The organism is Kitasatospora sp. NPDC032121, assembly GCF_055580145.1.
In genome coordinates this window covers 153,808-169,962 of sequence record NZ_JBVILX010000007.1, presented here as the reverse complement: position 1 = coordinate 169,962, position 16,155 = coordinate 153,808, and the positions used below count along the sequence as shown (strand labels likewise).

The window sequence follows — 16,155 nt, the reverse complement described above, 5'->3', positions numbered from 1 at the left end:
GCTGCGGCCCCCGCACGCCGACTTCTCAGGGAGAGCTGGTTTCGCATGCGGCCCTTACCGCTGTATCTCGAACCACGACTGGAGGCCCCGCTCCGATCCCTCCTGCAGGAACGCGACCTCCTGCACACGCTGACCGACGCCCTGGGCTCCCCCCTCAACCTGCTCCTGCCCGAACAGATCGCGGACAACCTGGCCCGCTTCCAGGCCGTCTACCGCAAGCACCACCTCACCGGCCGGATCCACTTCGCCCACAAGGCGAACCGCTCCAGCGCCCTCGTCCGCCGGCTCGCCGCCACCGAGGCCGGACTGGACGTCGCCTCGCTCGCCGAACTCCAGCACGTGCTCGGGGCCGGCTGCGCACCCGACCGGATCATGGCGACCGGGCCGAAGAACCGCGAGTACCTCTGGCTGGCGGCCCGCACCGGCGTCACCGTCCACCTGGACTCCCGCGCCGAACTCGACGAGCTGGCCGACCTGGTGCGCAAGCACGCCCTGCCCCCGGTGCGCGTCATGCCGCGGCTGTCCGGCTTCCGGGCGCCGGGCGTCACCGTGCTCACCCGGCCGAGCCGCTTCGGCACCGACGTCGCCGAACTGGACGAGCTGCTCGACGCGCTGGAACGCCACCGCGACGCCGTCGAGACCACCGGTGTCGCCTACCACCTGGACACCACCGGCATCGCGGAGAAGGCCGTCGCCCTGGAAACCTGCATCACGGTGATGAACGAGTGCCGGCGCCGCGGCCTGCACCCCCGCACCGTCGACATCGGCGGCGGGTTCGGGGTCGACTACCTGGCCGACGCCGCCCAGTGGGAGCGGTACACCACCGAGCTGGCCGACGCCGTCCTGGGCCGGCGCCCCCCGCTCACCTGGCAGGGCCACGGCTACGGGCTGCGCGCCGAGGCCGGACGGCTGCGCGGCGCCCTCGGCCTCTACCCGGCGCACCGCCCGGTGGCCGCCGAGGCCTACCTGGACGAGCTGCTCTCCCACCCGGCGCCCACCCTCGGACGGCCGCTCGGCACCCTGCTGCTGGAGAACCTGTACGACCTGGCGGTGGAACCCGGCCGGGCCCTGGCCGACCAGTGCGGGGCGACGCTCGCCCGCGTCCTGGAGGTCCGGCACACACCGGCCGGCGCCTGCCTGGTGCGGCTGGAGGCGAACGCGCGGGACGTGGGCCTGGAGGAGCACGGGGTGCTGATGGACCCACTGCTGATCCCCCGACCGGGTACCCCGTCCGCGCCCGGCGGCCCGCCCGAGGAGCCGGTCGGCGTCCACCTGATCGGCAACCTCTGCCTGGAGACCGACCTGATCACCCGCCGGACGGTCTTCCTGCCCCGCCTCCCCGCCCCCGGCGACCTGCTCGCCTTCGCCAACACCGCGGGCTACCTGATGGACTTCGGCGCCGGCGAGGCGCTGCGCCAGCCCGTCGCGCGCAAGGTCGCCGCGTACCGGCAGGACGGCGCCTGGCGGTGGCGACTGGACGAGCAGTACTGGCCCGTCGACGTGGCGGCCGCAGGACACCGGGGGGACGGACACGCATGAGGTACGACAGCATCACCGACGCGATCGGCAACACCCCGCTGGTCCGGATCGACCCGGCGGTCACCGGCCTGCGGCACGTCGACCTGTACGCCAAGCTGGAGCTGCTCAACCCGTTCGGCTCGGTCAAGGACCGCGCCGCCTGGAACATGACCCGCGAGGCCCTCCCCGGCGCCGTCGAGCGCGGCGAGACCATCGTGGAACTGTCCAGCGGCAACACCGCCAAGGCGCTCGCGCTGATCGCCGGCATGCACGGGCTGCCGTTCAGGAGCGTCACCAACCGGATGAAGGTCCCCGAGATCAAGGACCTGCTCCTGCTGCTGGGCGCGGAGATCGAGGAGCTGCCCGGCCGCACCGAGTGCCTCGACCCGACCGACACCGACGACCCGCTCACCCGCATCCACCGGATGCTCTCCGAGACCGGCTCCGGCTACCTGCACACCGACCAGTACTACAGCCGGCTCAACCTCGACGCCCACCTCACCGGCACCGGCCCCGAGATCGTCCGGGACCTCGACGGCCGCGCCCCGGAGCACTTCATCGCCTGCGTCGGCACCGCCGGCTCGTCCACCGGCGTCGCCGCCGTGCTGCGCGCCCACGACCCGGGCGTGGAGGTGGTCGGACTCGTCGCCCACAAGTCCGACTTCATCCCGGGCATCCGCACCATCGACGAGGTGCACGAGGTCGGGCTGTTCGACCCGGCCACCTACGACTCCATCGCCACCGTGACCGCCGACCAGGCCATCGACGGCATGCTCACCCTGGTGCGCCGCTGCGGCCTGCCGGCCGGTCCGACCGGCGGCGGCGCCTTCTTCGGCGCGCTGCGCCACCTGCGCACCGTGGACGCCGAACTGGCCGAGCGGGGGACGGGCGAGCGGCACACCGCCGTCTTCATCGTCTGCGACCGGGTGGAGAGCTACCTGAGCTACATCCGCCGGCGCCGGCCGGAGCTGTTCAACCAGCCCGCCCGGCCGAACTCGGTGGGCACGGTGACCCCCGCCGAACTGGCCGCCGCCCGGGTCGTCGACGTCGACGCCGCACGGAAGTGGATCGCCGAGGAGCGCCCGCTGGTGGTCGACCTGCGCGGCCCCTTCGCCTACGCGGCGCTGCACATCGAGGGCTCGATCAACATCGTCGACGAGCTGTTCGACGAACTCCTGCACGGCGGCCTGCCGTTCGGCACCCACCAGCCGGTGCTGCTGGCCTGCCCGGTCGGCGAGAAGTCGGCCACGTACGCGGCGCTGCTCACCCGGATGGGACACCGGGACGCGCGCAGCCTGGCCGGCGGCATCATCGCCTGGCGCGACGCGGGCGCGCCGCTGGTCCGGGACTGAGCGGAGGCGGCCGTGACCACCCTCGACGAACTCCGTGACTGGCACCGCGGGCTGCGGGCCCAGTTCCCCATCATCACCGGCAACCCCGAGCTGGCGTACCTGGACAGCGCGGCCACCTCGCAGAAGCCCCGGGCGGTGCTCGACACCGTCCAGCGCTACCTGACCACCGGCAACGCCAACGCCGGCCGCGGGACGTACACCTGGGCCAACGCCACCACCGCGCTGGTGGAACGCACCCGCGTGCGGGTCGCCCGCTTCCTGGGCGACCCGGCCCCGCAGCAGCGCTCCGGCGTCCACTTCGTCAGCGGCGCCACCGAGGGGCTGCGCGCGGTGGCCCTGGACTGGCTCCCCCGCCACCTGCGGGACGGCGACGAGATCATCGTGCCGTTCGCCGACCACCAGGCGAACGCCCTGCCCTGGCTGGAGGCGCAGCGGCTGCTGGCCCGCCAGGGCGTGCGGATCACGGTGCACGAGCTGCCGTACGACCCGGCCTCGCACGACTACGACCACCGCGCGCTGGCCGAACTCGTCACCGGGCGCACGGCGTTCGTCGCCGCCACCCATGTGCACCACGTGTACGGCGGCGACATGAACGTGCACCGCATCCGGGCCGCGGTCGGGCCCGGGGTGCCGATCTGCCTGGACGCCGCGCAGAGCGTCGGCCACCTGCCGGTGGACGTCGCCGCGCTGGACGTGGACTTCGTGGTCTTCTCCGGGCACAAGGCGATGGCCCTGCCCGGCACCGGCGCGGCCTGGGCCCGCAACACCCGGGGCCCGGCCTTCGCCCCCGGCGGCTGGAGCGGCACGCCCAACACCAGTGGGATCGCCGGGCTGGAGGCCGCCCTGGACTGGCTCGACGCCGCCGGGCCTGACCGCATCCGGCGGTGGAACACCGCCCTGGCCGCCCGGCTCACCGACGGGCTGCGGACCCTGGACCCGTACGAGGTCCTCGGCTGCCAGTCGAGCCTGGCCGCGGACTCCGCGGTCCAGCAGCGCGAGGGCATCGTCACCTTCCGGCACCGCGGGATCGGCTCCAACGACCTGGGCTTCGTCCTCGCCAGCCACGGCCTGATGGTGCGCTCCGACGGCCACTGCCAGGCGCGGGCCGGCGAGAGCGAGAGCTCCGTCCGGGTGAGCCTGCACGTCTACAACAGCCCGGAGGAGGTCGACCTGCTGCTCTCCGTCCTGCGCTCGCTGTAGGGCGTGTCCCGGGACTCGCGCCGTCACATCCGCTGGAGGTTGCGCACCAGCCCGGTCATCTTCGGCGACGGGGCGACGTTGAGCTCCCGCTGCAGGAACGAGCGGTAGTGCTGGTAGGAGCGCAGCGCGCTGGCGAGGTTGCCCTCGGCGAGGTGCACCTCGACCACGATCCGGTGGGCCGTCTCCCGGACGGGGTCGATGGCGATCGCCGCCAGCGCGGTCTGGAGTGCCGGCAAGTAGCGCTCCGCGTCGCACAGTTGGTGGGCCAGGCTCTCCAGGGCGTACAGCCGCAGCTGGTCCCAGCGCTCGCGCTCCAGGGTCAGCCACTCCTCCTCCCAGCCCGGCAGCAGTTCGGCGGAGAGGTCGTCCACGAGGTCGTCGCAGCCGGCCGGCAACCGGTCCGCGCCGGCCACGACCCGTTGCGCGGAGCGGCGCGCGGAGCGCAGGTCCACCCGGACCACCGGTGCGAGGCGCAGCCACTGCCCCGGGCTCTCGATCGGGATGGCCCGGCCGCGCCGCCGCGCGTGGTAGAGCGCGGTGCGCAGGTTCGCGGCCGCACGGTACTGGGTGCAGTCCGGCCAGAGCCGTTCGGCGGCGGCGCCGCGCTGGACGCCGTCGTCGTGCAGGGCGAGGAAGGCCAGCAGGTGCTGCGCGCTCACCGGGAGGGAGACGCAGTGCCCCGCGTCGGTGGCCTCGAAGCCCCGCAGCAGTTCGATGCTCGGACCGTCCCACAACACACCCCCACTCTGCCGCGCCGCGCCGTCACCCGCACCCGTTCGGGCGTGCACCGGTTGCGGCCGAGGCCTGTCACCGCCGTGTCCGTACGGCCCCGACCCGGCGTCACGCGGATGTCGTACGGACGTTGCGGCGGCGTCGCGGTGACGCCGCGCTGACGCCGCGGGAGCGTCACGGCCGTCGTCGCCGACCGTCACGACCGCGCCACCGGCCGACCGGCCGACACCCTAATGGGCCGCCGCCGAACGGGTGTTGGAGGGAGCTGTCGTTTCACCACGGACACCCGGACCGCTCCGCGGACTGGCCGACGGTCACCGTCCGTGCATCCACCGGCCCGTGGCACGGAGCACGGCGGGGGTGGCTTCGCCACGAGGACGCGACGCGCCCGCGACGGCACCGGCCCGCCGGCCATGACGCTCCCGGGCACACCCGGGCGACGCCCGGCCCGTTGACTGGCACCACCTGCCGCCCCGGTGGAGCGCACCCGACGCCCCGCCCGACACCGGAAAGGCGATGCCCATGAAGGCCCGATCGGTGCTGCGCGACGTCCGCGCCCCCGAGGACGAACTCCTCGGCGACCCGGCGGTGTGCATCGCGGTCCTGGACGGTCCCGTCGACCTGTCGCACCCCTGTTTCGAGGGCGCGGACCTCACCCGGCTGGACACGCTCGTCGCCGAACCGGCCGGCTCCGGCCCGATGTCGCTGCACGGCACCCATGTCGCGGGCCTGCTCTTCGGCCGGCAGGACAGCCCGCTGGCCGGGATCGCCCCGCGCTGCCGCGGACTGCTCCTGCCGGTCTTCACGGATGCGGGCGAGGGGCGGGTGCCCCAACTCGACCTGGCCAGGGCCGTCGAACGCGCCGTGCAGGAGGGCGCCCACGTCATCAACATCAGCGGGGGCGAGATCGGCCGGGGCACCGAGCCGGAGCCCATGCTGGCGAAGGCGCTGCGGCTGTGCGACGAGCGCGGGGTCCTGGTGGTCGCGGCCGTCGGCAACGACGGCTGCGACTGCGCCCAGGTGCCGGCCGCCACCCCGACGGTGCTCGCCGTCGGCGCGGCCGGCCCCGACGGCGAGCCGCTGGACATCAGCAACTGGGGCTCCGCGTACGCCTCCCACGGCCTGCTCGCCCCCGGCCGCGACATCGAGGGCGCCGCCCCGGGCGGCGGTAGCGCGGCCCTCACCGGCAGCAGCTTCGCCACACCGCTGGTGTCCGGGGTCGCCGCCGTGCTGGTCGGCGCGCAGGTGCGGGCGGGGCGCAAGCCCGACCCGCGGGCGGTCGGCCGGGCCCTGCTGCGGGGCGCACGCTCCGTGCCCTGTACACCCGCCGAGGCACCGGAGTGCCGGCGCCGGCTGGTCGGACACCTGGACGCGGCCCGGGCGTACGAGCTGATCACCCGAGCGGAAGACCTGCCGGACCGCCCGGTCCGCGCCGGAACCACGGCGGCGGCCGCCCGCCGCGCCACCCTCTCCCCCGAGGTCGGGGTCGCCACGGTCGGCGCACCCCCACCAATCGGGACCTCCCCACACGACTCGCACGAGGGAGCCAGCACCATGGACACCCAGAGCGTTCCCGCCGCCACCCCCGAGGCCGTTCAAGCCGCCCAGGCCGCAGCGGCCGCACAGGCGGCCCCTGCCGCCGCCCAGGCCGTGCCGGACCCCGAGGCCGTTCAGGCCTTCCTGGCCGCGCAGAGCGCACCGTTCGAAGCCGTCACTCCGGCCGCAGCCGTCGCCGGGGTGACGGGCGCCACCGCCGCGGGCGCCCAACCCCAGAGCCCCGCCCCCGTCCCGCCGCCCGAAGCGGTGCACGCGCCCGCCCCGGCCATGCCCCCGCCGCCCGTCGGCGCCACGGCGCTCGGGCAGGCCCCGGCGGCCCCCTGCGCGTGCCAGGGCGGCGGGCCGTCGACGACCGGGCTGTCGGGTGCCGGGCCGTCGATGGCGGGGCCGCCGGGCGGCTCACCCGCGGGCGGGGGCGTCCGGCCCTCCTGTGCCTCCACCAACAACCGCCCACTGGTCTACGCGATCGGCGAGATCGGCGTGGACTTCCTCACCGAGGCCCGCCGGGACAGCTTCCGCCAGCTGATGCCGACCATCCAGGTGCCCGACCCGGACCATGCGGGCGTGACGAAGGAGCAGCCCGCCAATCCCTACAGCGCCGAGCAGCTGCACGCCTACCTGACCGCCAACCCGTGGGCCTCCGACAAGGTCACCTGGACGCTGAACCTGGACAGCACGCCGCTCTACGCGTTGGAGGCCGAACCCGCCGCCGGCATGGACTGGGCCAGCGACCCCCTCGTGTTCCTCGGGGCCACGAAGGCGGACGTGCAGGCGATGATCGACGACCACTCCAAGCTCGCGGACGCCCTGCTGGCGCTCGCCTCGCCCGCTCGCCCGGTCTCCACGGTCTACCGGTCGTTCCGGGACGCGTACTACGGCCAGCACCTCCCGTCGGACAAGGACGACCAGTACGCCTCCCGGATCTCGATACCCGGGCGGCTGACCGACCGGACCGTCCGGCTGTTCTCCGGGCAGGTCGTGCCCGTCGTCGAGGTCAAGAGCCGTGGCATCTACATCTGGCGCCAGAAGCAGCTGGTGGACGCGGTGGTGCGGGCCGTCATGAAGCAGGCCGCGGACGAACACCTGACGGTCAGCGAGGACTACGTCCGCAAGACCATCGACACCTTCCTCGACAAGCTCTACTACCAGTTCCGCAACCTCGGACAGACCTCCGCCGACCGGGCGCTCAACGCCGCCGGGACGAATGCCTACTCGATCGCCGGTCCGATCAGCAAGGCCATTCTGCTGGGCCAGACCGTCCCCAGCACCACGACGGAACCCAGCCAGCCGATCTCGCTCTACTGCATCGACACCATCTCGGTCGAGAAGAGCCCGTACTGCCGCATGGGATCGGACTGCCAGGACGTGAAGGTGACGTTCTTCGACCCCGAGAACGACCGGCGCGCGCGGGTCTCCATGCTGTTCACGATGGACGTCAGCGACGAGTACCCCGTCACCCTGGCGCCGGCCCACCAGTTCCTGGAGAGCTGACCCCCACACCGCCGGCACCCACGCCGACGGAACGGCCCCACGCCACCCCTCAGGAGGAGGCGGATCATGAGAACCCCCGCACCGGCCCCCAGGATCGCGCCCAGACTGCCGGTCCTCGCCCCGCCGGTCCACAGGGACGGCCGGGACGAAGCCGGCCGCCCGTCCGACAACCCGGGCGCCGCACCGGCCCGGTCGGTCTGTGCCGACCTCCCCGGCCCGGCCCGGGGCATGTGCTACGCCGCCCTGTGACGCCCCGCCCCGACGGGTCCCGCCGAGGACGGAGTGCAACCAACACAACGAGAAGGGATGAGCAGAAATGACCAACGAAGAATTCCGCGAGGACCACCGGGCGTGGTCCCCCACCCCGCAGCTCCCGAAGCTCGCCCCGCCGATCGACCGCACCGGCCGCACCGGCGGCCCCCTGGGCGCTTTCCCCGGTGTAGAGGCCGACTTCAGGTGGAGCGACCTGGTCTCCGGCGGCGCCGACGTGCTCAAGACGATCGGGACGTTCCTCTGATGAGGCACCCCATGCCGGTGCCGGGCCGCGAAGGTCCGGCGCCGGCCACCCCGCCCGGTGACTCGGCCACGCACGACCGGCCACCGGAGCACCGGACAGGAGAGACAGGACCATGTACGAGCAGCCGCCGCCCCAGGTGCCGTCGATCGACCGCACCCTGGGGTACGACGCCGACCTGAAGGTGGTCAAGGAAGTCGTCGACAAGGACCCCAGCCCGCACGGGAGAATGTCGTCCCTGGGCGTGAACCTCGGATTCACCTCCGGCCCCGGGCCGTCCGAGGCGGTGACCAACCCCGCGAGGGAGGGCGCGGCCACCGACACGAACCCGGTCACGAAGATCATGGACGGTCCCGGTGGGTTCTACGGCCCCAGCTTCGCGGACCCGGCGCCCTGGGTCTGCGACGGTGCCCCCACCCCCGGCTGCATGCCGGCCCCACCCCCCGTGATCGGAGGCTTCATCTGACCCCTGCCGACCGTCCCGGACGGCTCCGCCCCGGGCCTGCGAGCAGGTCCGCCCCGGGCCGCCCGGCCGGTGGAACCACCATCCACGAAGGGAAGAGCGACCATGACCACGGAAGACGTCCGCGAGGAGTACCGGGCATGGACCCCCACCCCGCAGCTCCCGAAGCTCGCCCCGCCGATCGACCGCACCGGCCGCGCGGGCGGCGCCCTGGGCGACGCCTCCGGCGTCGAGGCCGACAACCTCTGGAGCATCTTCAAGACGGCGCTCCCGATCGCCGCCGGCCTGCTGCTCTGACGGGATGCGCCCACGGGCACCACGTCCACGCCGTGCCGGCTGCGAGGCCCACACCTCGCAGCCGGCACACCGCTGCTCCGGGGTCAGCGCAGGCCGGCGAAGAGGTCGTTCTCGGGGACGGCCGCGCCGGTGGTGTCCTTGACCCGCACGAAGGTCTCCACGCCCATCAGTTCGGTGAACCGTTCCTTCCCCATCTTGAGGAAGAAGATGTTCTCGCCCTGGCTGGCGTGCGCGGCCAGGGCGTCGAACTTCCGGCCGCCGAACGCGGTGGTGTCCACCCAGGTGGTGATCTCCTCGTCCGGCAGGCCGATCTCCGACATGTCGGGCATCTCGGCCGCCTCCGCCGGGTCCGGCTCATCCCAGTCCCCGCCGAACTCCCGCATGACCTCGCCGAAGCGCTGCATCGCCGAGCGCGGCGCCGTCGTCCAGTAGACCTTCGACGCCGGCTCCTCGACCAGCTCCAGCGCCGCCATCGTGATCCGGTGGGCCTGGATGTGGTCGGGGTGGCCGTAGAACCCGTTCTCGTCGTAGGTGACGACCACGTCGGGCCGGTACCGCCGCATCAGTTCGGCGAGGCGGGCGGCGCCCTCCTCCACCGGCGTGCGCCAGAACGACCCCGGCGCGTCGTTGCCCGCCCAGCCCATCATCCCGGAGTCGGCGTACTCCAGCAGCTCCAGGTGAGTGACCTTCAGCACCTCGCAGCTGGCCTCCAGTTCCTGTCGGCGCATCGCGGCGACGGCCTCCGGGTCGTGCCCGGGCTCGCCCGGCTTGACCCCTCCCGGTCCGTCACCGCAGCGGCCGTCCGTACACGTGACGAGGACCGTGCGGACGCCCTCCGCCGCGTACCGGGCGAGGACACCCCCCGTCCCGGTGGCCTCGTCGTCGGGGTGGGCGTGCACCGCCATCAGCGTCAGGGGCCGGTCAGCCATGAGAATCCATCCTCCGGTGTGAAAAGTACTCGCCCCAGTCTGCGCCACGGCGAGGGGTGGTCGCTCCCGAAATCCCGCTCACCGACCGGGAAGCCCGCCGGCCAGGGTCACGGGCAGGCCCGCCTCGATGCGGCTCTGCAGGCGGCCACCGTGGACACCCGGGGTGTCGAAGACGCCCTGGCCGTCGGGGTCGTCGTCGGCGCCGGCGCACAGGACCTCGGGCACCAGCACCGCCTCGGCGCCGGCGAGCGCCGGGTAGCCGGAGGCGAGGTAGGCGGGCGCCAGGACGGGGCCGTACAGGGTGCCCTCGACCAGATCGGGCTCGAATCCGGCGGACAGCACGGTGACCCGGGCGTGCAGGTCCCCGTGGAGCATGACCAGCTTGTCGGTCATGTTGCCGACGAAGGCCTCCACGTGGACGCTGCCGCGGACCAGCAACTTGGCGTCCCCCTCCAGGTAGACGGCGGCCGCCCGCAGGTCGCCGAGCACGATCAGCGCGGGGCAGCCGTCGTCGAGGTTGAGGACGGCGCCGCTGACGTCGAGGTCGCCGTCCACGACGTAGCCGGTGCCGTACGGCTCGGTGGCGTCGAGGTCGAGGTGCCCGTCGATCGACAAGGCACCGGAGTGGACGTCGTACGACTCCTCGTAGAGGTTCTCGTACGAGGAAACGGGCAGGCCGCGACGCTCGAAGAGGGCCACGGACTCGTCCCAACTGTGCAACGTGGTAGCGATGTTCATGGGCCGAACTCTGCCATGCGGCACTGTCAGCCGAGCGCGGCCGGACTCCGCCGCGCACGGGAGCGGCCCGTCGATCCGGGAGCGGCCGATCTCCTGCGGATTAATCGCCGGACCGGCTCCGGCCGACCGCGGCGTACGGGAATTCACCGGCCAGGCAGTCGAATTCGCCTTTCGAAGGGCCGGGATCGACGGTCGAACCACCCGGACCACCACGGCCGCGCAAGGACCGTGACCGGCACCGAACGGCCCGTCCCGACGCACCCGCGCGCGCCTCGCCCGTTGTTCGAATCCCGTTGTTCCGAAACCGATCAGTACCCGCGTGACGCCCCCGAGCCGGTCGGCGCGCGGGCCGGGCCGAAGGCCCCGCGGCCGCCCCTGGCGAAGGTCCCGGCCCGAGGCTCACCACCGCCAGGCCCGACGGATCCGGCTCCCGCCCGCCAGGGCCAGCAGTGCCCCGCCCGCCGCGGCGACCCCGGCCACCGCCAGGTTCTGCCGCTGCGCCCTGCGCCGGTCGGCGATGGCCGCCCGGGCCGAGGCGGCCAGGAAGGCCCGTTCGACCCCGGCCGTGGCCAGCTCCCCAGCCGCCACCCGCCGCATCAGCTGCTCCAACCGGCCGCCCCGGCACAGCAGTTCCGGATCCCGGTCGGAGGCCGCCCAGCCCCGGGCCGCCGCCGAGAGCCTGCGCTGCTCCCCCAGCGCCTCGCGGCCCTCCGCCAACCAGCCGCGCAGCCTGGGCCAGGCCTGCGGCAGCGCCTGGTGGGACAGCTCGACGGTGTCCCGGTCCACCACCACGAGCCGTGCCCGGACCAGCCGTTCCACCATCTCCGGCACCCCGGGGTCGTCGAACTCGGCCCGCCGGACCGGCTTGCGGGTGCCCTCGTCGCCGCCCGGCACCAGGGCGCCGCCCGACACCGGCCCACCGCCGGGTCCCAGCCCCTCGCCCGGCCCCTCGCCCAGGCCCGGCACGCCACCGGCGGCCTCCTCGCCGGCACCGACCAACTCCCCGCCGAGCCGCAGGAACACCGACCGCGCCCGCGCCTGGTCGGACACGTCCAGCCCGTTGTACAGCGTCTCCGCCGTCCGGGCCAGCGCGCCCTCGAAGCCTCCGGTGGCCTGGAACCCGGCCAGGGTGAGCGCGTTGCCGCTGCGCCGCCGCCAGGTCTCCAGCAGCGCCGCGGACACCAGCGGGAGCGCGCCCGGCTGCTGCGCGGCGGTCGAGATGAGGACGGCCAGCAGCGCGCCCTCGACGGTACAGCCGGACCGTGCCGCCGGCTCGGTGATCGCCCGCCGCAGCTCGTCCGGCGCCGGACGCCCCACCGACAGCATCCCGTGCCGCCCGGCCGTCTCGGCAAGCCCCGGATGCTCGGCGAGCAGTGGCCCGCACTGGTCCGAGCGGAGCACCAGCACCACCCGGCAGCGGGCGGGCGCCGCCGGCGGCAGGCCGTCCGGCGCCTCGCCCGGACCGCCCGTGGCGGTCGCCACCAGCGCGTCCAGGAAGCGCGCCCGCTCGGCGGCGTCCCGGCAGCGGGTGAGCAGCTGCTCGCCCTGGTCCACCACCAGCACCGGATCCCCGGCCGTCGCTCCCGCCCCGCCGCGCGCCGTGTCCCCGGCTCGCTGCCCGAGCCGGGCGAGGGCCAACGCGTACGCCTCCATCGGCCGTTCACCGGGGGTCAGCAACGCCACCGGGACACCGTCGTCGGCCGGGGGCCGCTCCGCCCCACCCCCGGCCGCCGGTCTCCCGGGATCCGCACCGGCGGCCGGAGCCCCGCCGAGCCGGGCCAGTAACCCGGCTCTGACCAGCGAGGACTTGCCCGCCCCCGACGGCCCGGAGACGATCACCAGCCGCCGTTCGGTCAGCAGGGCGATCAGCCGCCCCAGCAGCGCCTCCCGGCCGAAGAACCGCTCGGCGTCGACGGCCTCGAACGCGGCCGCGCCCGGATAGGGGGCCCGTCCGACGTCCTGGGCGCGCCGCCGGGCCGCGGTCTCGGCGGCCAGCTCGGCGGCGAGCAGCTGCCAGCGGTGCTGCCACTCCCGCACGTCCCCGCCGCAGGCCTGCACGTAGGCGAGGGTGACCGCCAGGCTGGGCAGCCGCCGTCCTCCCGCCGCCACCGACAGACTGGCTGCCGAGCAGTGTGCGCGGAGCGCCAGTTGACGGTACGGCAGGCCTCCGGCCCGCTCCCGGAGGGCCCGCAGATCACCCGCGAAGCGCAGCAGCGGCCCGTCCCCGGGGTCAAGTGGACTTTCCCGACGCGGCACTACGGCCCCCTTCTCCGTTGAAGCGGTGTCCTGAAAACCTCGCGTGCCACACGCGCCACGCGCGCCGCGCGCGCCTCGCGTCCATCCCCCCCGTTGATTCATCATGCACAGGACCGTCGGCGTCAAACAATGGTGCGTGCGGGTCGGTTGTTCCGAGTTGGTGTTCAATGTCCAGCCGCACGGCGCCGAACAAAGCCGGTGGGATAGAACCGGAACCCGCAGCCTTCGCTGACTTCGGAGATATCCATGAAGTTCACGCGGTACTGCCGTTCCCTCCTGTCGACACCCGCGATGGCGGTGGAGCGGTACGCCAAGAGCCATCAGTCCGGGGCCGACATCGCCATGGTCGACCTGGAGGATTCGGTCCCACCCGCCCGAAAGGAGGAGGCCCGTCGGCTCGCCGAGGAGTTCTTCACCCTCCCGTCCACCAAGCTCGCGCGCAGCGCGGTGCGCATCAACACCCTCTCCGGACCGGAGGGTCTGCGCGACCTGATCGCCATCACCCGGTACCGGGTCAAGCCGGACCTGGTGCTGATCCCGATGGCGGAGTCCGCCCGGGACATCGAGATCGCCGCCGGCGCGCTCGCCCCGGACTGCCCGGAGACGGAGTTCCTGGCCGTCGTGGAGACCCCGCTGGGCATCGAGCACGCGCCCGCCATCGCGGCCGCCGGGCACCGGCTGCGCGGGCTGGTCTTCGGCTCGGCCGACTACGCCTTCGCGGTCGGCGCCCGGCTCTCCTGGGAGGCCCTGGCCCACGCCCGCGGCCGGGTGGTCAACAGCGCCCGCGCCGCCGGGGTGGAGGCGATGGACGCCCCGTTCTTCGAGGTCACCGACCTCGCCGGGCTGCGCCGGGAGGCCGGGCTCGCCCGGGACTTCGGGTTCAGCGGCAAGATCGCCGTCCATCCGCGCCAACTCGGTCTGATCAACGAGGTGTTCAGCCCGGGCGAGGAGCTGCTGGAACGTGCCCGCCGGGTGGTCGCGGCGGGTCTGGAGAACGGCCGCTCGGTCACCGTGGTGGACGGGGTGATGGTCGGCATGCCGTTCTTCGAGGCCTCGCAGCGGCTGATCGAACAGTTCGACCCGCCCCGGCCCGAGGTCTCCCCCCACCACCTGCACCACCCACGACAGCACCCACGGGGCCACGCGCCCACCGACACCCCGAACCACTCGACGGAGAAGTGACGATGACCGAAGAATCCATCCTCGGCCCACGCCGGTACCGCAACGCCGAGGCCATGCTGGCCAGCGCCGACCCGGTCTGGCAGGCGGCCGCCGCCAACGGCCTGATCGGCATCACGGCGGACTCGGAGTCGAACAACCGGTTGATCGTCCGCGAGACCGGCCACGAGTTCGCCAACATGGTCTCCTGCTCGTACCTGGGCCTGAACAACCACCCCGCGCTGCTGGCCGGCGCGGTGGACGCGCTGACCGAGTCCCGCAGCACCTCGCTGGTCATCTCCACCACCCGGATCCGGCACAACCTGCTGGTCCGACTGGAGGAGGAGCTGGGCGAACTCTTCGGCGCCCACATCCTGCCGGGGGCGTCCTGTACCTCGCTCACCGCCGGCATCCTGCCGCTGATCGCCTCCGGCCACCTGGACGGCACCTGTCAGGGCGGCGGCGGGCCCCGGGTGATGGTCTTCGACCGCTTCTGCCACTTCTGCATGGCGTACGCGAAGCCGATCTGCGCGGACGAGTCGCTGGTGCTGACCTGTCCGCACAACGACCTGAACTACCTGGAGGACATCTGCCGCAAGTACCCGCGGGTCGCCTACGTGGCCGACGGCGCGTACTCGATGGGCGGCACGGCGGCCCTCGACGGACTACTCGAACTCCAGGACCGCTACGGGCTGTTCCTCTACATCGACGACTCCCACTCGCTGTCCATCATGGGCGAGCGGGGTGAGGGCTACGTCCGCTCCCGGCTGGAGATGAACCCGCTGACGGTGATCACCGCGAGCCTCGGCAAGGGCTTCGGCACCAGCGGCGGTGTCGCGATGCTCGGCAACCGCGAGCAGTTCGAGTTCCTGCACCGGCACGCCGGCCCGGTCGGCTGGTCGCAGAACATCCCGCTGCCGCTGGTCGGCGCCTCGCTGGCCAGCGCCGCCATCCACCGCTCCCCCGAACTGGCCGACCTGCAGGCGAAGCTGGCCCGCAACATCGAACTCTTCGACGAACTGCTGCCGACCACCTTCGCGGGCAACGGCCTGCCGGTGCGCCGGGTCGACGTCGGGGACGCCGAGCGCGCGGTCAAGCTGTCCGCCCAGCTCTTCGAGCGCGGCTACTACAGCTCGGCGGTGTTCTTCCCGATCGTGCCCAAGGGCGAGGCCGGGCTCCGACTGATGATGCGCGCCGACATGGACGAGCGGATGATCCGCGACTTCGCCGGCCACGTCAAGGAACTCACCGCAGACCTCTAGGACCTGGGAGCAGCCGCGATGGACACGACCGAACCCGCCGGCTACCGGCGGATCGGCGAGCGCCGCTACCGTGAGGTGGTCGGGCGCTACTACGAGGAGTTCGAGGTCGGCGAGGTGGTCGAGCACCGCCCCGGGCGGACCGTCACCGAGCTCGACAACGTGCTGATGAGCATGCTGAGCATGAACGACGCCCCGCTGCACATCGACGCCGCCTACAGCGAGCACACCCCGTGGGGGAAGCCGATCGTCTCCAGCCTGGTGACGCTGAGCATCGTCGGCGGGATGACCGCCCGTTCGACGAGCGGGCGCACCATCGCCAACCTGGGCTGGGAGAACATCCGGATGACCCACCCGGTGTTCGCCGGCGACACGCTCTACGCGGAGACCGAGACCCTCGCCAAGCGGCTCTCCAAGAGCCGCGCCGGGCAGGGCATCGTGCGCTGCCGCACCACCGGGACGAAGTCCACCGGCGAGACCGTGGTGGTGTTCGAACGCAGCTTCCTCGTCCCGCTGCGCGGCCACGGCCTGGACGAGGTCGCGGGGTACTGACGCACGCACCGGGCCCGACGGTCTGCGCCGTCGGGCCCGGTGCGCCGGGGGGGGGCGGGGGGGGGGCCGCGAAGAACTCGGAAAAACCCCCCCTAGGCCACCAACCGGTGGTTCGTCGGGTCCGCCCCTGAAACCGACA

The 16,155-nt window shown here is 73.5% G+C and carries 15 protein-coding genes; 11 read left to right on the top strand and 4 right to left on the bottom strand.

From position 1 onward, the window contains the following. The first annotated feature begins 45 nt into the window (after positions 1-45). The 3 genes from ACZ5OX_RS20270 to ACZ5OX_RS20260 are packed head-to-tail and all read left to right on the top strand — an operon-like array spanning position 46 to position 4,070. Entirely contained in the window at positions 46-1,539 is a 1,494-nt protein-coding gene (locus ACZ5OX_RS20270) for a Y4yA family PLP-dependent enzyme (protein WP_465631639.1), read from the top strand. Further along, the gene (locus ACZ5OX_RS20265; protein ID WP_465631637.1) at positions 1,536-2,870 is read left to right on the top strand and encodes a pyridoxal-phosphate dependent enzyme; all 1,335 of its coding nucleotides are present in this window, start codon (positions 1,536-1,538) and stop codon (positions 2,868-2,870) included. Before ACZ5OX_RS20270 ends, ACZ5OX_RS20265 begins: the two co-directional genes overlap by 4 nt. A gap of 12 nt (positions 2,871-2,882) precedes the next feature. Further along, entirely contained in the window at positions 2,883-4,070 is a 1,188-nt protein-coding gene (locus ACZ5OX_RS20260) for an aminotransferase class V-fold PLP-dependent enzyme (protein WP_465631635.1), read from the top strand. 23 nt (positions 4,071-4,093) lie between these two features. Here ACZ5OX_RS20260 and ACZ5OX_RS20255 read toward each other — a convergent pair whose 3' ends face one another. Then, positions 4,094-4,807, bottom strand: coding sequence for an AfsR/SARP family transcriptional regulator (locus ACZ5OX_RS20255; RefSeq protein WP_465631633.1), 714 nt, complete (start codon positions 4,805-4,807; stop codon positions 4,094-4,096). 517 nt (positions 4,808-5,324) lie between these two features. Between ACZ5OX_RS20255 and ACZ5OX_RS20250 the strand changes: the two genes are divergently transcribed. From ACZ5OX_RS20250 to ACZ5OX_RS20230, 5 genes are all read left to right on the top strand, one after another. Further along, entirely contained in the window at positions 5,325-7,850 is a 2,526-nt protein-coding gene (locus ACZ5OX_RS20250) for a cyanobactin maturation protease PatG family protein (protein WP_465631631.1), read from the top strand. A 66-nt stretch (positions 7,851-7,916) separates the two neighbouring features. Further along, positions 7,917-8,099, top strand: a complete 183-nt coding sequence (locus ACZ5OX_RS20245) for a hypothetical protein (protein WP_465631629.1) — start codon at positions 7,917-7,919, stop codon at positions 8,097-8,099. A gap of 67 nt (positions 8,100-8,166) precedes the next feature. Beyond that, a complete protein-coding gene (locus ACZ5OX_RS20240) occupies positions 8,167-8,367 on the top strand; it encodes a hypothetical protein (protein ID WP_465631627.1) in 201 nt (66 codons plus the stop codon). Between the two features lie 112 nt (positions 8,368-8,479). Further along, a complete protein-coding gene (locus tag ACZ5OX_RS20235; protein WP_465631625.1) occupies positions 8,480-8,830 on the top strand; it encodes a hypothetical protein in 351 nt (116 codons plus the stop codon). Positions 8,831-8,932: 102 nt separating this feature from the next. Continuing rightward, on the top strand, positions 8,933-9,124 hold the full coding sequence (locus tag ACZ5OX_RS20230; RefSeq protein ID WP_465631623.1) for a hypothetical protein: 192 nt from the start codon (positions 8,933-8,935) through the stop codon (positions 9,122-9,124). Positions 9,125-9,207: 83 nt separating this feature from the next. Here ACZ5OX_RS20230 and ACZ5OX_RS20225 read toward each other — a convergent pair whose 3' ends face one another. The 3 genes from ACZ5OX_RS20225 to ACZ5OX_RS20215 all read right to left on the bottom strand — a co-directional run bounded on the left by ACZ5OX_RS20225 (position 9,208) and on the right by ACZ5OX_RS20215 (position 12,900). After that, on the bottom strand, positions 9,208-10,053 hold the full coding sequence (locus ACZ5OX_RS20225; RefSeq protein ID WP_465631621.1) for a PIG-L family deacetylase: 846 nt from the start codon (positions 10,051-10,053) through the stop codon (positions 9,208-9,210). Positions 10,054-10,131: 78 nt separating this feature from the next. Continuing rightward, positions 10,132-10,791, bottom strand: coding sequence for a hypothetical protein (locus ACZ5OX_RS20220; protein WP_465631619.1), 660 nt, complete (start codon positions 10,789-10,791; stop codon positions 10,132-10,134). A 399-nt stretch (positions 10,792-11,190) separates the two neighbouring features. Beyond that, entirely contained in the window at positions 11,191-12,900 is a 1,710-nt protein-coding gene (locus tag ACZ5OX_RS20215; RefSeq protein WP_465631617.1) for an nSTAND1 domain-containing NTPase, read from the bottom strand. Between the two features lie 393 nt (positions 12,901-13,293). Here ACZ5OX_RS20215 and ACZ5OX_RS20210 point away from each other — a divergent pair, with 393 nt between their 5' ends. Genes ACZ5OX_RS20210 through ACZ5OX_RS20200 form a run of 3 tightly spaced genes read left to right on the top strand, consistent with a single transcriptional unit; the run spans position 13,294 to position 16,016 of the window. Continuing rightward, positions 13,294-14,229 carry an HpcH/HpaI aldolase/citrate lyase family protein gene (locus ACZ5OX_RS20210; RefSeq protein ID WP_465631615.1) on the top strand — a complete coding sequence of 312 codons (936 nt, stop codon included), beginning with the start codon at positions 13,294-13,296 and terminating at the stop codon, positions 14,227-14,229. Positions 14,230-14,231: 2 nt separating this feature from the next. After that, positions 14,232-15,467 carry an 8-amino-7-oxononanoate synthase family protein gene (locus ACZ5OX_RS20205; RefSeq protein WP_465631613.1) on the top strand — a complete coding sequence of 412 codons (1,236 nt, stop codon included), beginning with the start codon at positions 14,232-14,234 and terminating at the stop codon, positions 15,465-15,467. 18 nt (positions 15,468-15,485) lie between these two features. Beyond that, positions 15,486-16,016 (top strand): MaoC family dehydratase, encoded by a 531-nt coding sequence (locus tag ACZ5OX_RS20200; protein ID WP_449806704.1) that lies wholly within the window; start codon positions 15,486-15,488, stop codon positions 16,014-16,016. Positions 16,017-16,155 lie beyond the last annotated feature (139 nt).